12 protein-coding genes are annotated in these 17913 nt (G+C 55.6%); 7 read left to right on the top strand and 5 right to left on the bottom strand.

The features are described from left to right. Positions 1–13: 13 nt before the first annotated feature. Genes QN370_RS02695 through QN370_RS02715 form a run of 5 tightly spaced genes read right to left on the bottom strand, consistent with a single transcriptional unit; the run spans position 14 to position 4140 of the window. Positions 14–286 (bottom strand): VirB3 family type IV secretion system protein, encoded by a 273-nt coding sequence (locus QN370_RS02695; RefSeq protein WP_300060117.1) that lies wholly within the window; start codon positions 284–286, stop codon positions 14–16. Beyond that, on the bottom strand, positions 283–660 hold the full coding sequence (locus tag QN370_RS02700) for a TrbC/VirB2 family protein (RefSeq protein ID WP_322125596.1): 378 nt from the start codon (positions 658–660) through the stop codon (positions 283–285). Before QN370_RS02700 ends, QN370_RS02695 begins: the two co-directional genes overlap by 4 nt. Next, positions 657–1673 (bottom strand): P-type conjugative transfer ATPase TrbB, encoded by a 1017-nt coding sequence (trbB, locus tag QN370_RS02705; RefSeq protein ID WP_322125597.1) that lies wholly within the window; start codon positions 1671–1673, stop codon positions 657–659. Before trbB ends, QN370_RS02700 begins: the two co-directional genes overlap by 4 nt. Next, a complete protein-coding gene (locus QN370_RS02710) occupies positions 1670–2152 on the bottom strand; it encodes a CopG family transcriptional regulator (protein ID WP_322125598.1) in 483 nt (160 codons plus the stop codon). The genes trbB and QN370_RS02710 overlap by 4 nt, the downstream gene beginning before the upstream one ends. Beyond that, a complete protein-coding gene (locus QN370_RS02715) occupies positions 2149–4140 on the bottom strand; it encodes a conjugal transfer protein TraG (protein WP_322125599.1) in 1992 nt (663 codons plus the stop codon). Before QN370_RS02715 ends, QN370_RS02710 begins: the two co-directional genes overlap by 4 nt. 426 nt (positions 4141–4566) lie before the next feature. Between QN370_RS02715 and mads1 the strand changes: the two genes are divergently transcribed. From mads1 to QN370_RS02750, 7 genes are read left to right on the top strand one after another with little or no spacing between them, the layout of a single operon-like run. After that, positions 4567–4770: a methylation-associated defense system helix-turn-helix domain-containing protein MAD1 gene (gene mads1, locus QN370_RS02720; protein WP_322125600.1), complete on the top strand. Its 204-nt coding sequence runs from the start codon at positions 4567–4569 to the stop codon at positions 4768–4770. After that, positions 4767–7640 carry an SNF2-related protein gene (locus QN370_RS02725; protein ID WP_322125601.1) on the top strand — a complete coding sequence of 958 codons (2874 nt, stop codon included), beginning with the start codon at positions 4767–4769 and terminating at the stop codon, positions 7638–7640. Before mads1 ends, QN370_RS02725 begins: the two co-directional genes overlap by 4 nt. After that, on the top strand, positions 7640–9364 hold the full coding sequence (locus QN370_RS02730; RefSeq protein WP_322125602.1) for an AIPR family protein: 1725 nt from the start codon (positions 7640–7642) through the stop codon (positions 9362–9364). Before QN370_RS02725 ends, QN370_RS02730 begins: the two co-directional genes overlap by 1 nt. A 10-nt stretch (positions 9365–9374) precedes the next feature. Then, positions 9375–11081, top strand: coding sequence for a site-specific DNA-methyltransferase (locus QN370_RS02735; protein ID WP_322125603.1), 1707 nt, complete (start codon positions 9375–9377; stop codon positions 11079–11081). Continuing rightward, on the top strand, positions 11081–13930 hold the full coding sequence (locus tag QN370_RS02740) for a TrlF family AAA-like ATPase (protein ID WP_322125604.1): 2850 nt from the start codon (positions 11081–11083) through the stop codon (positions 13928–13930). Before QN370_RS02735 ends, QN370_RS02740 begins: the two co-directional genes overlap by 1 nt. Beyond that, complete coding sequence (locus QN370_RS02745) at positions 13927–15180, top strand: ATP-binding protein (RefSeq protein WP_322125605.1); 1254 nt, start codon at positions 13927–13929, stop codon at positions 15178–15180. The genes QN370_RS02740 and QN370_RS02745 overlap by 4 nt, the downstream gene beginning before the upstream one ends. Next, positions 15177–17903 (top strand): DEAD/DEAH box helicase, encoded by a 2727-nt coding sequence (locus QN370_RS02750; protein ID WP_322125606.1) that lies wholly within the window; start codon positions 15177–15179, stop codon positions 17901–17903. The genes QN370_RS02745 and QN370_RS02750 overlap by 4 nt, the downstream gene beginning before the upstream one ends. The last annotated feature ends 10 nt before the right edge of the window (positions 17904–17913 follow it).

The following is a 17913-nucleotide window of genomic DNA, read 5'->3' on the forward strand; positions in this document are numbered from 1 at the left end:
TTCTCCGTGGGTCTCATACGTCCAACAACATGCGGTGCTTGATGTGTCGCGCGAACACCGCCATGAACTGCGCGTCCAGCCGCGCGCCCCACACGGCCAGCGAGTGCCCGACGATCCACAGCGCAAGACCGGGGAGCCAGAGCTGCAATCCGAGACCGACCGCAGCGGCCAGCGTGCCGTTGGCAATCGCCACCGTGCGCGGCGCGCCGCCCAGCAAAATGGGTTCGGTCAACGAACGGTGCAGCGGCACTTCAAAGCCAGGTGCGTCAGCAGGCAGCGCGTTCATGCGATCACCGCTCCACCGGCGAAGCTGAAGAAGGTCAGGAAGAACGAGGACGCGGCAAACGCGATCGACAGGCCGAAGACGATCTGCACCAGCTTGCGGAAGCCGCCACTGGTGTCGCCAAACGCTAGCGTCAGGCCGGTGGTAATGATGATGATCACCGCGATGATGCGGGCCACCGGCCCCTGGATGGACTCCAGTACCGATTGCAGCGGTGCCTCCCACGGCATGTTCGAGCCCGCTGCGTGCGCAGGCAGCGCCACGCACAGCAACAGCGCCGCCATGACGATGATCTGCATACCGACCTGAAGGCGGGCGTTGTGCAGAAGCGGATTTACGGAAGTGTTTGAAGTGTTTGAAATGTGCAAAGGTGTCATGACAGTTCTCCGGGTGTTGATGAAAGTGAGGGGAAGGAAGGCATCAGCTCCGCGCTGAGTTGGTAACCGTGGCTGTCGAAGCCGGTGACGCGGGCGATTTCCTGCACGCGGCGCGCATTGCCGCGACCGGCGATGTAGACGATGACGTTCACGGCCTCGGCGATCAGGGCGCGTGGTGCGGTCACGGCAACTTCGAGAATCAGTTGTTCCAGCCGCAGTAACGCACCCGCTGCGGAACCGGCATGGACGGTCGCGATGCCGCCCGGATGGCCGGTGCCCCAAGCCTTGAGCAGGTCGAGCGCTTCGGCGCCGCGCACCTCGCCCACGACGATCCGGTCCGGCCGCAACCGCAGGGTCGAGCGCACCAGCTCGGCCATGGTCACGACACCGGCGCGGGTGCGCAGCGGGACGTGGTCGAGTGCCGTGCATTGCAGTTCCACCGTGTCTTCGAGCACGATCACGCGGTCGCCGGTGGCGGCGATCTCGTCGAGCAGGGCATTGGCCAGCGTGGTCTTGCCAGTGCTGGTGCCACCCGCAATCAGGATGTTCTGGCGCTCGCGCACGGCTGTCCGCAGGAAGGCCGCCTGCGCCTCGGTCAGGATGCCATCGGCCACGTAGGTGTCGAGCCGGATCAGGTTGACCGCGCGCTTGCGCAGCGCGAAGACCGGCCCCGGTGTCACGGGCGGTAGCGCGCCCTCGAAACGTTCGCCCGTTTCCGGTAGTTCGGCGGATAGCAGCGGCTTGCCCGCATGCACTTCGGCACGCACATGGGCGGCGACCAGTCGGATGATCCGTTCGCCGTCGGCGGGCGTGAGGCTGACGCCCAGCGGTTCGCGCCCACTGCTCAGTCGATCGATCCAAAGCGAACCGTCGGGGTTCAGCATGACTTCCACCACGTCCGGGTCGTTCAAGGCCTTGGCGATGTCCGGCCCCATGGCCGTGCGCAGCATGCGCACGCGACGTTCCAGTGCCAGCGAGGCCGACAAGCCTTGATCGCGCGGCGGGTTGCTCATGGTGCTCCCGCAGCTTCATCGGCAGGCGCTGCGGCGGGAACGTTGTCCTGCTGGCCGAAGAACTGGCTGGGGTCGGGCTGGATTTCCTCCACCACGTCCTTGACCAGGCTGCGCCCACGCAGCAAATGCCGACCGAGTTGTTCGATAAACTGCTCGAAGCGCGCGCGGCCCTGAGCGCGCGCCGCTTCCTGATGCGCTTCCGGCACGGGGGTGCTGACGGTCAGGAAGTAACGCACGTAGAGCGCCAGTGTCTCGATCAGGATGTTCTGATCCCGCTCCAGTTTGTCGAGCTGGCGGGATAGTCGATCCAATCGCTTGGCGATGGCCGCTTCGCGCTGGTCGCCGGAGTCGGGCGACAGGAACGAGGCCAGCGCGGCGGCGATGATTGAGGACTTGGACAAGCCCTTCATGGTCGCCAGCTCGTCGAGCCGCTTGGCGTGCTCGTGCTCGATGAAAAGGTTCAGACGTGTGCGGCTCATAGGGATATCCCGTCATCAGGGTCAAGTGCGGCTAGCCGCGCCGTGCGTAGCAGGCGTGGATCGAGTTGGGTGGGCAGCGACAAGTCGTCGTCATCGAACAGGCCCAAGTCGTCCATTGCGTGTTCTGGTTCCGGCGTGAATACGACTTCGGACAGTTCCGGCTGCTGCTGGTGGCCACCGTCGTCGATGGCCCTGCCGTGTGCGGGGATGGCCAAGCCGGAAGTCGGTGCGGCGGGGGCGGGTATCGCCAGCCCGGTCCAATCGTCCGGCCGCAATGGCGGTGCGTCGGCGTAGTGCCCGAGTTGCAATGGCGGTGGCGGTTGCATGCGCGTCTTGAAATTTGCATCCAGGTAGTAGCGAATTTTTTGCGCCTTGATTGGTGGATGACCGGACACCATCACCACCTCGTCGTCGGGCGGCAGTTGCATGACCTCGCCGGGCGTGAGTAGTGGTCGTGCCGTCTCTTGCCGCGATACCATCAAGTGACCGAGCCACGGGGCCAGCCGGTGGCCCGCGTAGTTGCGCTGCGCACGCAATTCGGTTGCGGTGCCCAATGCTTCGGAAATACGTTTGGCCGTGCGTTCGTCGTTGGTGGCGAAAGCGATGCGCACATGGCAGTTATCGAGGATCGAATGGTTTTGGCCATAGGCCTTGTCGATCTGGTTGAGCGACTGCGCAATGAGAAAGGCACGCAGGCCGTAGCCGGCCATGAAGGCCAGCGCACTCTCGAAGAAGTCGAGCCGACCCAGTGCCGGAAACTCGTCGAGCATCAGCAGCAACTTGTGGCGTCGGGCAATGCCGTCCGAACCATCAAGCGACTCGGTCAGGCGTCGGCCGATCTGGTTGAGAATCAAGCGGATCAACGGCTTGGTGCGGCTAATGTCGGAGGGCGGCACCACCAGGTATAGCGACACCGGGTGATCGGCATCAATCAGGTCGGCGATGCGCCAGTCGCAGCGTGAGGTGACTTCGGCCACCGTAGGGTCGCGGTACAGGCCCAAGAAACTCATCGCGGTGGACAGCACACCGGATCGTTCGTTTTCGCTCTTGTTCATTACCTCGCGCGCCGCTGATGCGACAACCGGGTGCGTTGTTTCGCCCAGGTGCCGTGTCGTCATCATCCGGTGCAGCGTCACCTCGAACGGGCAGGCCGGATCGGACAGAAAATTGGCGACGCCACGCAGCGTTTTGTCTTCGCTGGCGTAGAGCACATGCAGAATCGCGCCGACCAGCAGTGCGTGCGAAGTCTTCTCCCAATGGTTGCGCCGCTCCAGCGCGCCTTCGGGATCGACCAGAATGTCGGCGATGTTCTGCACGTCGCGCACTTCGTGCATGCCGCGCCGTACTTCGAGCAGCGGGTTGTAGGCGGCCGAGCGCGCGTCGGTCGGGTTGAACAGCAAGCAGTGCGAGAAGCGTGAGCGCCAGCCGGCCGTCAAGGTCCAGTTCTCGCCCTTGATGTCGTGGATCACGGCGGAGCCGGGCCACGAAAGCATCGTCGGCACCACCAGGCCGACACCTTTGCCGGAGCGGGTGGGCGCGAAGGCCATCACATGCTCGGAACCTTCGTGGCGCAGGTAATCGTCATCTTTGCGGCCCAGGAAAACGCCGGCAGGGCCGGTCAGCCCAGAACTGCGGATTTCAGCGGGCAGCGCCCAGCGCGCCGAACCGTAGGTCGTGACCAGCTTGGATTGCCGTGCGCGCCACACCGACATGGTGACGGCCACCATGGCACCGGCTAAGCCGCTGCACGCGGCAATGGCACCGCCGCGCATGAAGATGTCAGGTGCATAGGCATCAAAAAAGTACCACCACTCGAACAGCCGCCACGGGTGATAGATCGGCGTGCCAAACAGGTCGAACCATGGCGCGCCGAGGCGCATCTGGTATCCCAGTGCCGCCGCCGTCCACTGGGTGGCGCTCCATAGCCCCAGCAAAGTGGTGGCGAAAACCATTGTGATCTGGCCAATCAGCACGCCGGTCGGCACCATGCGCTACCCCTCTTGTGATTTCTCGATTCAGTCCATTTCGATGGGCCATCAGCGCGGTACACGCGAATCAGAATCGGCCAATCGTTACGGTTCGATACGGCACCGATACGGCACCGTTTTAAGCATCACAAGTTTGGGGGCGCCGCGACTATGAGCAAACCTGCTCTGGCGAAAGTCGGCTAAGAGGGGAGTACAGCGATGATTATTCCTGTCACTTGCACGAATCGCGAAGCCTATGGTGTGGCATTTCGCAGTCGAGCCGTCGTCTGTAGTGACCACATTTGGCGCACGGCCCTGTCGCCGCAGCACTTGAATCGTCATGCGCGGCTTGTATGACTGACTCTAGCCAGTTATAGGCTTGATGCGGTAAAATTAGCCATACTTGGCAAGCAGAATTCATTGTAGGCCAGCATTGCGGAAGAAACAATGACCGACACAGATGGCGAAATCCTTACGCTCGACGAAGTTGCTGCCTACTTGAAAGCTGGCAAGCGGACAGTCTACCGGCTCGCCCAGAAGGGTGAGATTCCGGCATTCAAGCTTGGTGGAACGTGGCGTTTCCGTCGCTCAGAGCTTGATCTCTGGATTGCCGAGAGCATCAATAAGAAGAAGCAACCGGAGGCCAATTGACAACGCAACAACTACTCACGCCCTACCAAAGCCAATATTACGCGTGGCTGCTGACCCGTCGCGCGGCGAGTGACACAGTGGAATCGCTGGCATCCACCCTGGTGGACTCGCAGGTTGACCTCAATCCGCATCAGGTCGAGGCGGCACTGTTTGCCTGCAAGAATCCCCTTTCTCGTGGTGTCATCCTGGCCGATGAAGTTGGGCTCGGGAAAACTATCGAAGCTGGTCTCGTCATCTCTCAGCGTTGGGCCGAGCGCCGCCGCCGCATCTTAATCATTGTTCCGGCCAACCTGCGCAAACAGTGGCATCAGGAACTTCAAGACAAGTTCGGGTTGCAAGCCCTGATTCTGGAAGCCAAGAACTACAACACCATCCGCAAGCAAGAGCGCCAAAACCCGTTCCTGATGCCCATGGGGCCAGTGATCTGTTCTTACCAATTCGCAAAATCCAAAGCGGTAGACGTCAAGGAGATCGAGTGGGACTTGGTGGTCATGGATGAAGCGCATCGGATGCGTAACGTCTATAAGACCAGCAATGTCATTGCCAAGGCACTGAAAGAAGCGCTGGCACACGTTCACTCAAAAGTATTATTAACAGCGACTCCGCTGCAGAACTCGCTGTTGGAACTCTACGGTCTGGTGAGCATGATCGATGACCGCGTCTTTGGCGATCTTGATAGCTTTCGCACTCAATTCAGTCAGCCAAACAAAGAACAGGCATTTGCCGGATTGCGCGCCCGCATTGCCCCAATTTGCAAGCGTACACTCCGGCGGGACGTGCAGCAGTATGTGGCTTACACCGCGCGGCGCGCCATCGTTGAAGAGTTCACACCCTCGACGGAGGAAAAAGAGCTTTCCAGTCTCGTGGCGGATTACCTGCGTCGCCCCAATCTGAAGGCGCTGCCGGACGGTCAGCGCCAATTGATATCGCTGGTGCTCTGGAAGCTACTCGCTTCCTCAACCCACGCTATTGCTGGTGCCCTTGAAACAATGGCTAAGCGCCTGCAAGCGGTACTCGATGAAACCCCGGACGTTCCTGCACTGGTCGATCAGTTAGACGAAGACTATGAGTCGCTCGACGAGACTGCTGAAGAGTGGACCGAAAGCGATGACGGCAACGAAACGTACAACAGGAACGAACGCAATGCCGTCACCCAAGAAATCGCCGAGCTTCGTCACTTCAAGACGCTGGCCACCAACATCCGCGACAACTCTAAGGGCAACGCGCTGCTGACCGCACTTGAGAGAGCGTTTGCCGAGCTAGACCGGTTGGGCGCAGCCAAGAAGGCGATCATTTTTACCGAGTCCAGAAAGACTCAGGATTACCTGCTGTCCTTGTTGGCGGATACCCATTATGGCGATGGCATCGTTCTTTTCAACGGCACGAACAGTGACCCGCGCGCACAAACTGTTTACAAGGACTGGCTAAAGCGCCACGAAGGGTCGGACAAGATTAGCGGCTCCAAAACCGCCGATACGCGCGCAGCGTTGGTCGAGCATTTCCAGGAACGTGGCACGGTCATGATTGCGACCGAGGCTGGCGCCGAAGGTATCAATTTGCAGTTCTGCTCTTTGGTTATCAACTACGACCTGCCGTGGAATCCGCAGCGCATCGAACAGCGTATCGGTCGTTGCCATCGGTATGGACAGAAACACGATGTTGTGGTGGTCAATTTCGTCGATCGCAGCAACGAAGCAGACGCCCGCGTGTATGAACTGCTGGCGCAGAAATTCCAACTGTTTGAAGGTGTCTTCGGGGCCAGCGACGAGGTGCTCGGCGCGATCGGCTCTGGCGTGGACTTTGAACGCCGTATCGCTGACATCTACCAGAACTGCCGCGATCCAGATGCGATCAAAGCCAGCTTCAAGCAGTTGCAGCTTGACTTGTCGGGTGAGATATCTGAGGCGATGGTCAAGACCCGGCGACTGCTTTTGGAGAACTTTGACGAAGAGGTACAGGACAAGCTCCGGGTCCGCGCCGAAGACAGCCGCGCCGCATTGAATCGCTACGAGCGGATGTTGATGGACTTGACCAGGGCCGAACTCAGTGAGCATGCTGAATTTGACCAAGACGGATTCACGTTGAAGCGCTCCCCCGGCGTCGAACTCGATGGCATTGATCTAGGGCGTTACGAGCTGCCTCGTCGTAGCGGCGAGTCCCACCTCTATCGTCTCAGCCATCCGCTCGCTTTATGGATCACCGAACAAGCCAAGACCCGGCAACTGTCCGGCGCACGCCTCGCCTTCGACTATGACGGTTATGGCATCCAAGTCAGTACGCTGATAGCCTATCGAGGTCAAACCGGCTGGCTTACCGTCAAACTGCTCTCCGTTGACACACTGGGTCAACAGGAACAGCACTTGATCGTGGCGGCCACCACCGCCGATGGCGTTGCGTTGGCAGAAGATGATCCGGAAAAATTGCTGCGCTTCCCGGCGCACGTGAGACCACTAGGACTGTTCGCCGCTGGAGATACAGCGCTGTCTGCTGACATGGAAACACGCAAGTTGCAATTACTACGCGAAATCAACCAAAGAAACCTGGGCTACTTCGAGCAAGAGGTCGAAAAGCTTGACGCTTGGGCCGACGATTTGAAGCTGGGTCTGGAACAATCGATTAAAGAGATTGATCGAGAGATCAAGGAAATTCGCAGAACTGCGGCCACGGCCCCAACGCTTGATGAAAAGCTGAGCTGGCAAAAGCGCCAGCGCGAACTAGAGGGAAAGCGCAACAAGCTCCGCCGTGAACTTTTTGCTCGGCAGGATGAAATTGAAGCTCAGCGCAATGACTTGATTTCCTCCCTCGAACTGCAACTGCAACAGCAAGTTCAGGAAGAATCTCTTTTCACGATTGAGTGGGAGCTGGTTTGATGGCAACTCAAATACCAATCCCACTCGAACTGACTCTTTTTACCGGAGCATTGGATGCAGAGTTTGGCACTTTGATTGTCGGTACAGGTAACAGCGCGGTCGAGCAGAAACGGAATTTCTATTCAAAAGCCGTTGCCGCTTACGTGCTTACGCATGAGGCGGGTGCCACGCCGCAGCAGGCGGCAGTCGCGAACATTGATGGTGGGCTGGACCATGGCATTGACTCGGTTTTCATTGGCCCGGACAACACACTATGGTTGATTCAGTCTAAATACATTGCAGTTGGTCGTGGCGAACCTGAATTGGGCGACGTTGCAAAATTCCGCGATGGCGTGACCGACTTAATTCATGGTCGATTCGAACGATTCAATCAAGCTCTCAACGCAAAGGTTCCGGATATCCAGCGCGCCCTGAGTCAGGATGAATGCAGAATTCGCGTTGTCCTCGCGTACAGCGGCACCGCCATTTCAGAGGATCGCCGACACATATTCGGTGATCTGGAACGGGCATTCAATGGAACTAATCCGGGATTTTTGCGCTGCTTTGCATATGGGCTCACCACGCTGCACGACATCCAGCTCGCGGCGAATGCCTTGGCGCCGATTGAATCCGAGATTGAATTAAATGATTTCGGTCACGTTCCCGGCCCCTACCGCGCCTTCTATGGTCGTCTTTCAGCAAAGCGATTGGCCGAGCTTGGGGTCGAGCATAGTGATGCCCTGGTTGAGCGCAATATTCGCCGCTTCAAGGGCTCCACAGATGTAAATGATGGGCTGACTGCAACCTTAAAAGACGAGCCGCATCATTTCTTCTATTTTAATAATGGCGTCACGTTTTTATGTGAATCCATGAGTGAAATTCATCCACGTGATACCCATCGTCAAAAAGGGTTATTTCGCGCACGAGGAATTTCGATTATCAATGGTGCGCAGACAGTTGGAGCAATTGCAAAAGAGCCAATCGCTCACTACGAAGCCCATCCCGCTGAAGTTCTCGCCACTTTTGTGTGCCTTGAGAATACCCCGGATGCGTTCGGCGACCGGGTAACGCAGTACCGAAATCGGCAGAATGCTGTCGATCTTCAAGACTTCGCTGCACTGGACGAAAAGCAGTCGAGTTGGAGACAGACACTTTTGATGACGGGCATTGAATACCTATTCAAACATGGTGACGACGACTCGCCACTATCGCTAACGGTTTTTAGCGTGCAAGAGGCGGCGCTTGCTCTGGCATGCTGCCAGACGAGTAATGATTGGGCCGATTTTGTCGTTGCTGCAAAAACAGATCGCAAGCGCTTATTTCGCAAACCCGCCTTCGTCGGCGATGCCGCACCGTTGTCCGATGCTTACTCACGCTTGTTTACCGACTCGCTGACAGCTCGTGAGCTGTGGCGATCGGTCCAGATCAGTCGATTTGCACAAAGAACCATCAAGGCGCGGGCCAATGGTGAGCCCGCCGAAGGGAAAGAAATATTGCAGCAAGGGGTTTGGCTTGCCTTACATATTCTGTCGATCAAGACGCAACTGCAAATCGGCGAGTCACTCACTTTGACTCCGCAGGAGGAGCTACGGCTTTCAGTAGCCATTGACGCCATTGCCAACCAACTTGTGCTCAGCACAACGTCGCAGCAATGGGGAAAGCAGACTCGCAGCGTGTTCGAAAGCAAGACGGACTGCCACACGGTCAAGCGCCTGATGATGCCAGCGCTGACGCAACCACTATGAGAACGAGATCATGAGTAAACAAAAATTAGAACTCACCTGGATCGGCAAGGAAAAGCGCCCACGACTGGAGCCGCGCATCCTGCTGGAAGATCAAGAAAAATCCTACCACGCTAAGCATCGCGTTTCCGATAGCGACATCTTCGACAACCGCCTGATCTTCGGTGACAACCTGCTGGCATTGAAGGCGTTGGAGGCTGAGTTTTCAGGCAAGGTGAAATGCGTTTTCATCGACCCGCCTTACAACACCGGCAGCGCCTTTACCCATTACGACGACGGGCTGGAACATTCGATTTGGCTGGGGTTGATGCGTGATCGGTTGGAGGTAATTCGGCGGTTGCTTTCCGAGGACGGTTCGTTATGGATCACGATTGACGATAACGAGGCGCACTACCTCAAGGTGTTGTGTGATGAGGTGTTTGGGCGGCCGAACTTCGTCGCGAACTGCCTGTGGCAGAAAGTCTATAGCGAACGTATGGACGCTCGTGGATTCAGTGTTTCACACGATCACTTGCTTGTATATCAAAAGACAGAGAAATTTTTCCCTCGCCAGCTTCCAAAGGATCAGAATGCCGCGCAGTTTGGATTCTTCGACGAATCTGCGAATAAATATTATCGGCGACGGTCTCTGAGAAAGGAAGGCTCGGAATCTTTGCGCCACGATCGACCGACCATGTGGTATGAAATTTCCGCTCCGGACGGTTCAGTTATTTGGCCAGTCAAGCCCGATGGAACTGAAGGCCGTTGGCGCTGGAAAAAAGAAAACGTTTCTGCGAACAAGGATCAATTGGAGTTCATCCAGAAGGAAGGACGTTGGGAAGTTTATGTAAAGCAGTACATCGAAGATAGTCCGACGAGGCCTCCTGCAACATTTTGGCCAAATGAAGAGGTCGGACACAACCACGAGGCCAAGTTGGAGGTACGCGCTTTTAATCGCCAAGATGTCTTTGATACCCCAAAGCCAGAGCGATTACTCAAAAGGGTCTTCGAGATTGCCACTAATCCCGATGATCTCGTCCTTGATTCTTTTGCCGGTTCCGGGACTACGGGTGCCGTTGCCCACAAGATGGGCCGTCGCTGGCTCATGATTGAACTGGGCGAACACTGCCATACGCACATTATCCCGCGTTTGCAAAAGGTCATCGACGGTGAAGATCCAGGTGGTATCAGTCAAGTCATGGACTGGCAAGGCGGCGGTGGCTTCCGCTACTACAAACTTGCGCCCAGTCTGATTGTCAATGATCGCTGGGGGAATCCGGTGGTCAATCCCGAATACAACGCTGCCCATTTGGCCGAGGCCCTATGCAAGCTGGAAGGTTTCAATTACGCACCATCCGAATCGCAGTGGTGGCAGCATGGGCATTCCAGTGAGCGCGACTTCATCTACGTCACGACGCAGAACCTGTCGGCCGGTCAGTTGCAGGCGTTGTCGGATGAGGTAGGTGGCGCACAAAGTCTATTGGTTTGCTGCGCAGCATTCCACGGCATAACGGCTGCCAAGGCCACCGAACGTTGGCCGAATCTATCGTTGAAGAAGATTCCTAAGATGGTGTTGGCTCGCTGCGAATGGAGTCATGACGATTACAGCCTGAACGTGGCGAATCTGCCGATGGCGAAAGTTGAAAAATCAGAACCTGCCGTTGAAGCCATCACAGGAAAGCCGTCGAAGAACAAGAAAACCGCATCAGGACAGGGCGGACTGTTTGAGGAGAATGTGTGATGAGTGAGCAAAAGTATCCAGGTTCGCGCTGGTGGAAGTTTGACTTTCATAACCACACGCCCGCCTCAAGTGATTTTGATGCGACCGAAATCGCCACGTTACAACCACGTGATTGGTTATTGGCGTACATGCGCAAAGGTATCGATTGTGTTGCGGTAACTGATCACAACAACAGTGGCTGGATCGAGAGGCTACAAACTGCCTTGCGCGACATGGCAAAGGAAGACCCTGCACCGCCCGGATATTATCCGCTTGTGCTATTTCCCGGTGTCGAGGTTACAAGTTGCGATTCGCTTCATATCTTGGCGGTGTTTGGCCCCGAGGTGGAAAAATCCGTCCTGGATGGTTTGCTGGTCGGGAAGCTGTCTATTTCAAATGCAGGCAAGCCTACTGCGGAACTCATGGTTAGCGAAAGTGCCAGTACGGTCATTGATTGCATCCATGCGCTAAATGGATTGGCAATTGCCGCGCATGTCGAGAGGGACAACGGCCTATTGCAAGGCGTCACTGGCGCTACCGGGAAATTTGATCCTAAAAAGGCGGGCCGTCTTATTGATGATGTGTTGCCCAAGCTGGATGGGCTGGAATTTCAAAGCCTTGATTGCGCTGCTTATCGCCATTTTGAACAACGCATCGCTAAACTTGCGCATGTATCCGGCTCGGATTCGCCGCATGTGAGTACCAATGCTGGCAGTCGTTTTACGTGGGTCAAGATGTCCACGCCAAGCTTCGATGGCTTGCGTTTAGCTTTACTTGATCCGGAATCAGCACTACGGCGCAGTGATGAAAAAGCCGATGATCCTCAGCCGCTTCCGGAACAATGGATTGAATCGATTACGTTAGAAAATATGCACTTGCGACGCAATGGTCACGGCCCGCTGACCTTGCGTTTTAACCCCGCCTACAACGCGATCATCGGAGGACGTGGTAGCGGTAAATCGACGGTGCTGGAGTGTTTGCGATTGGGACTAGCCCGAGAAGGTGAATTGCGGCAGCTTGGGGAAGATTCCGAGATTTGGAAAACCTTTGACGGATTCCGGCGTGAATATGTCCACAAAGACAGACCCGGCATGATGCTGCCGGAGACAAAGATTTGCGTCGAGGTGGTAAAAGGCACGAAAGAATCAAGCCAGCGTTTCAAATTTGTATGGAGCAAGCAGGCAGATGGTCGCTTTGCAACGCAGGTCATGCGTTGGGATCAAGACGCTTGGCAAGAAACAGGCTTGGGTGAGCAGCAAGCTAGTGCAGTATTCCCGGTAAAAATCTTTAGCCAAAAGCAAATTCTGGCATTGGCGAATAATCCTCAAGCGTTGTTGGAACATATCGACAACTCTATTCGCGAACAAAAAAAGGCTTGGTTGCTGCAGTTTGATGGGCTCAAATCTGCACTGCTGGCAGCCCGCCTTCGTGTACGCACATTGAAGAAAGAGTTGGCGAAAAAACCCGCGCTTGAACTTGAGTACAAGGAGGCTAGCCGTAAGGCTAGGGTTTTTACAAATGCCAACTTTGGGCCTTTACTAAAAGCCTATCAACGCGCCACTCAGCAACAGAGGGCTATGGATGACTTTTATCAATTACTAACGAACGATATCGCTGGATTGCAGACAGGTGTTGAACAGGCTGCAAATTTAGCCAGTACCGAGTTGACAGAGTTTTTAGCTGAGACCCCAGCGGAAATAGCTGCCCGTGATAGCGCCATCGTGGTGAAAAAAGAATTGGTTAAGAAGTACGAACAGATTGTTTCGACCGTGGCTGCAATGCAAGAGCAACTGAAGGCTGCACAAGTTGTACAAGCTTCAGGTGGTTGGCATCAAGAGAATCTGGCGCATATGCAGGCCTATCAGAATGAAACGGAGCGCTTAAAGGCAGAAGGTATCAATAGTGCAAAAGATGCTGGACTTGCTGTCGCAAGTGAAGAGAAGCTACGTAAACAGCTAGAGCTGATCAAGAAATTTGAGGCTGAACTTGAGTCGGCAGAAAATTCGGTAGAACTAGCGGCACAAGCATTGATTGATTGCCGAGAAGAACTGACGCAGTCGCGAGAAGCCCTAATCACACGGTTACTCGAACAGAATGACATGCTCAAGGTCAGCTTGCGCAGTATGGCAAGCACAAGGAGCGAGGTCGGTCGCTTGCGGGAAATATTGAGGCTCGGAACCGGAGATGCTTTTGCGGCTGCTATTTGGCAGGAGCGAGAAGGTGAAAATTCAAGCGGCGTCTTGTGGGATATGGTGAACGTGGTGGATAGCAAGCTCATCGCGGGCAGGCTTGCCGAACTCAAGCAAGCGCTTGAGGAAATGAATGAGAAACGGCATAACAGCGTGATTCTGAATACCACGTTTAGGGCAGATCTGGTGCGCCGTATCGAGGGATTACCTCCAGAAGTTTTCGACGAACTTGCTTGTTGGTTTCCGGAAGACGAAGTCGCCTTGGCTTATCGCCCCAGAAGCGATGCGTCCTATAAAAATATTAATCAGGCATCGGCCGGACAGAAAACCGCCGCGATGTTGTCCTTCTTACTTATTCACGGCGATGAACCCCTGTTGCTCGATCAGCCGGAAGATGATCTTGATAATGCGCTCGTCTCTGCGCTGGTCGTTGAGCAACTGCGAAAGAACAAAATACATAGACAGCTTTTGGTGGTGACGCACAATGCCAACATTGTTGTGAATGCGGATGCTGAATTAGTAATGACAATGGATTTCGATGGGCAAATTAATTTGGCGTCTGCCGGTGGTTTGCAAGAAACCGTTGTGAGAAAAGATATCTGTCGCGTGATGGAAGGTGGCGAAGAGGCCTTCCGCCAGCGTTACAAGCGCATTCTGGAGGATTTGGAGATGGGACCATGACAACCGTAAACGAATGGCTGCAACGAATTCGGCTGGGCGAGGACTCGACGCTTGAATTGAAACGCGTCGTGATGCGCAGCGAGACTAAAGTTGACGGTCCGCATCCCGACGGTTTGGCAGATGAACTTGCCGCCATGGGCAATGCGCAAGGCGGTACGCTGATACTGGGTGTAGATGACAAAACTAAGCAAGTGCTAGGCATTGCTTACCCAGCATTGGATACCGTTGAAAAATGGTTGGCTGAAATTTGCCAGGCACTGATTAAGCCAGCCCTTGACGTTGCGACGCAACATATCGAATTGCCCGATGAAACTGGACAATTGCAGCCTGTCATCGTGGTAACAGTGCCGCGCAGTCTCATGGTGCATAAAAGTCCAAACGGCTATTTCAAGCGCGTAGCACACGCAAAGCGTGAGATGGCGCCGGACGTTCTTGCCCGATTATTTCAACAACGTAGTCAGTCCCGCCTGATTCGCTTCGACGAGCAGGCGGTGCCGGGATCATCCGTTGACTTAGCTGATCCACTATTGATTCAATCATTCCTGCGTGACGGTGAAGGCGCTGCTGAAATTCAATTACAACGTTTGCACCTGACTGCAAATGACGACGGCTTCCAGCGTCTAAGTGTCGCTGGCGTTTTGCTATGCACAGTTAAACCGACACGCTGGCTGGCTTCTGCATATGTCCAAGCGGTGGCTTACAGCGGGACCATCAATGATCCTAACGACCAGTTGGATGCGAAAGATTTCGATGGTCCGCTTGACCGTCAAATCTGGGATGCCTTCAATTTCGTACGGCTCAATATGAAAGTACCTGCGCTCAAGGAACTGGGGCGAGTCGATTACCCTCAATACAGTCTGCGCGCAGTTTTTGAAGCGTTGGTCAATGCGGTAGCGCACCGGGATTACTCCGTATCTGCTGGGCGAATTCGTCTGCATTTATTTAGAGATCGCTTTGAATTGTATTCGCCCGGTACATTGCCTAACTCTATGACGGTCGAGGCAATGCAAGTGATGTCGATGCCGCGTAACGAAGTTATCTCCAGTTTGTTCGCGCGTTATTTTCCTGTTCGTGAAGATGGATTGGGGCGCGAGTTTTTGATGGATCGACGCGGCTCAGGGGTGGACGTGATTATGGCCGAGAGTGAGCGTTTGTCAGGCAAGAAGCCCGTTCATGAAAACATTGCGGACATGGAGTTGCGTCTGACAATCTATGCGGCGGAGTTACCCAATACGGAAGGTACGGCATGAACGCACGGGTATTGAATCATATTAGCGGTCGTCTATCTCTTCGCCTGCCTCAGTCCGAATCTCTCTCTCGCTTGGTGCGGGCGCTCGCCGCATCGCCGGAACTGCTTGGCCACGAGCGCGACGTGTCCGCCGTATTGGCCAGCCTCAAGGCGGATTTTCCGACGTTGGAGGACTTCGAGCGAGAGTTTCCATCGCTATGCTTTGCGCTTGCAACAGGTGTCGGCAAGACTCGCCTGATGGGGGCGTTCATCTCCTATCTGCATCTTGCACACGGTATCAATAACTTCTTCGTTCTGGCCCCCAACCTCACGATCTATAACAAGCTTATTGCCGATTTCACCCCAAATACGCCGAAGTACGTTTTCAAGGGAATTGGTGAGTTTGCTATCAACGCTCCTCGTGTCATTACGGGGGATAACTACGACCAGCAGAACATTGCGGGCGGCGAGCTGTTCGGCGAAATCCGCGTCAACATCTTCAATATTTCCAAAATAAATTCTGAGGTACGTGGCGGCAAGGAGCCGCGCATCAAACGGATGAAGGAGGTTCTGGGCGATAGCTACTTCAATCATCTAGCGAGTCTGCCCGACCTCGTCCTGTTAATGGATGAATCGCACCGCTATCGCGCTAGTGCTGGCGTACGGTCAATCAATGATTTGAAACCGCTGTTTGGTCTGGAACTTACCGCGACACCGTTTGTGGAAGCAGGTAGCGGCAAAACCGTTCCGTTCAAAAACGTGGTGATGGACTACCCGCTGGCGCGGGCGATGGAAGACGGATTCGTGAAAGAACCGGCGGTCGTCACCCAACGCAATTTTGACGCTAAAGCCCACACGCCAGAGGAAATTGAAAAAACCAAGCTGGAAGATGGCGTGCGTTTGCATGAGACCACCAAAGTAGAACTGCTGACTTACGCACGCGAAAACGGCGTCAAAGTCGTGAAACCTTTCATGCTTGTCATTGCGCGTGATACTACGCACGCGGGGCAATTGTTGGCGCTTCTGGAGTCGCAGGCGTTTTACGAGGGGCGCTATCTGGGCAAGGTGATTCAGGTGGATTCCAGCCGCACCGGCGCGGAAGAGGAAGAAATGATCAGTCGCTTGCTGGCCGTGGAAAGCGTGGATGAGCCAACGGAAATTGTGATTCACGTCAACATGCTGAAAGAAGGCTGGGACGTCACCAACCTCTACACCATCGTACCCCTGCGTGCGGCCAATGCACGCACGCTTATTGAACAGTCTATCGGCCGTGGCCTGCGCTTACCTTACGGCAAGCGGACAGGCGTCGCGGCGGTGGATCGCCTGAACATCGTCGCTCACGACAAGTTTCAAGAAATCATCGATGACGCGAACCGCGCTGATTCACCGATTCGCCTCAAGCAGGTCATCCTTGATGCACCGAGCGCTGACGACAAGAAAGTCAGTGTTCAGGTTGGCTCGGGGGCAATGACTCGTTTGGGATTGGCGGATGCACCGGCAATCATGGTCGCGCCTGCGGGGGCTGGTTCGGCTATAGGATCAGGTCAAGCAACAACGCCGCCTCCACCAGTGTTCGCCACGGATTCAGAACGCCATGCGGCGCGTTTCGTGATGGAGGTGATCGGCACATACGAGGTCAAGCGCGACCTGGTGCCGACCAGCAATGCGCTGCTCAGACCGGAAGTGCAGCGCGAGATTCTTGCCGAGGTCACCGAGCGTCTGAGACCATTGCAAGGGAGCTTGATCGCGGAAGATGCCAAGATCGATTTGGCCGCCGTGGTGGCGAGAACTACCGAGATCGTGGTGCAGCAGACCATCGACATTCCCCGTATTGCAGTGGTGCCTACAGGTGATGTCACCACGGGTTTTCATCCATTCAAACTGGATATTGATCAGTTGCATTTGCAGCCGGGCGAACGCGAGATCGTCGGCCAGATGCTACGTACCAATGAACAATTCACCTTGGCGTCGGAAGTCGGATTGAAGGAGGCGCGGCCGGAGGACTATATTGTCCATGCCCTGGTGGACTTTGATGATATCGACTACTTCACTCACGCCGATTTGCTCTACGACCTCGCAGGGCAACTGGTGCAGCATCTGTTGGGCTATCTTTCCGAAGACGAAACCCGTAGCGTGCTGGATCGGGATCGGCGGCTGATTGCAAGGGAAATCCACGCGCAGATGATGGCGCACTTCTGGGAGCAGGCGACTTCGTATGAGGTGCAGGTCAGTCGTGGTTTCACTGAATTAAAACAATGCAACTACACCGCCACGGCGGGCCAGACGGCACATCACTTCCGGGAAACGCTTGTCGAGATGAGCCGCATCAAGCAGATGCTTTTCGGCGGCTTTGAGCGTTGCCTATATCCGTTGCAGAAATTCGACTCGGACACTGAACGTCGTTTCTGCGTCATCCTTGAGCGGGATGCGTTGAAGTGGTTCAAGCCGGCGAAGGGACAGTTTCAGATTTACTACAAGCTCGGCACCGAGCAGCCGGAGTACGTTCCTGACTTTGTTGCCGAAACGGATTCGACCATCTACATGGTGGAAACCAAGGCTCGTACCGACGTTAACACGCAGGAGGTGCAAGCCAAGGCGGATTCAGCGGCGCGTTGGTGCAAGCATGCGTCAGACCATGCCGTCGAGGTTGGCACCAAACCGTGGAAGTACCTGCTGTTACCACACGATGAGATTACCGAGTCGAAGCGGCTGTCGGATTATCTGCGCTTTGAAGTGAAGAGGTAGTCGCGCATGA

This window comes from Actimicrobium sp. CCI2.3 (assembly GCF_035019065.1).
Classification (GTDB): Bacteria; Pseudomonadota; Gammaproteobacteria; order Burkholderiales; family Burkholderiaceae_D; genus Actimicrobium.